General features: G+C 68.8%; 1 pseudogene. It reads right to left on the bottom strand.

What is annotated here, in order from left to right:
- Window positions 1–23 precede the first annotated feature (23 nt).
- Window positions 24–1,003: pseudogene (locus NGF19_RS30380) on the bottom strand (IS5 family transposase); the annotation flags it as partial.

The raw sequence follows: 1,003 nt of genomic DNA, 5'->3' as shown, positions 1-1,003 counted from the left end.
CTAGGGCCTGTTCTGAGTTGAGATCACGGGAGGGCTGGGAGGCTGCGTAACCAGAGGATGGATCCGCGCAGGTGGAGCCCGGCGGCATAGCTTTCGGGTGTCTTGTCGTAGCGGGTGGCCAGCCCCCGCCACTCCTTGAACTTGTTGATGCCGCGCTCGACGGTGTTGCGATCCTTGTAGAGCGTGGCGTCGTGGCTGACCGGGCGGCCGCCGGAGCGACCCTTCTTCTTGCGGTCGGCGGCCTGGTCGGCCTTCTCCGGGATCACCGCCTTGATATTGCGTCTGCGCAGGTGGGCGCGGTTGGCGCGAGAGGAGTACGCCTTGTCGCCGGCCACTGCGTCCGGCCGGGTCCTGGGGCGGCCGACAAGGCCGCGCACCTTGATCTTCTTGAGGACGGGGATGAAGCGTGGGCTGTCTGCGGCCTGGCCGGGGGTCAGGATGATGGACAGCGGGCGGCAGCGCCGCTCGACGGTGAGGTGGACCTTGCTGGTGAGCCCGCCCCGGGAACGGCCCAGTTCAGCGGCCCGTAGCCGGGCCCTGCGGCGTCGGCGCACGGCGCGGCGCTGTTCCCGCTCGGGGTCCTCACCGTCCGCGAACCCCTCGCCTACAGGGCCGTTTTGCCCCTTTGCTGCAGCCCCTTTTCCGCCGCCACGGCCTTCTCCAAGTCTTCAAGGAGTTCCGGGTCGACGACCATGCCCGCCGCGTGGTGATGCGCGCGGGCAACGGTCGAGTCCACGCTGACCAGGCTGAGATCGACATCGTCGCGGGCCGCCGCCTCGGCGATCACCGCCTCCATGAGGGTCTGGAAGACTTCCTCACGCGCCCACATCCGGAACCGGTCGTAGATCGTCGACCAGGAGCCATAGCTCTGCGGCACGTCCCGCCAGGGGCTGCCGGTCCGGAACCGCCACATCACCGCGTTGAAGTATCTGCGCAGGTCAGGGATCGGCCCGAACGCCCCCAGCGGCAGGTGCGGCTCGACCAACTCCCACTCGGCATCAGT

Source organism: Streptomyces macrolidinus (genome assembly GCF_023887685.1).
Taxonomy (GTDB): domain Bacteria; phylum Actinomycetota; class Actinomycetes; order Streptomycetales; family Streptomycetaceae; genus Streptomyces; species Streptomyces macrolidinus.
The sequence above is the reverse complement of the archived record's forward strand: the minus strand, read 5'-3'. Positions and strand labels throughout refer to the sequence as shown.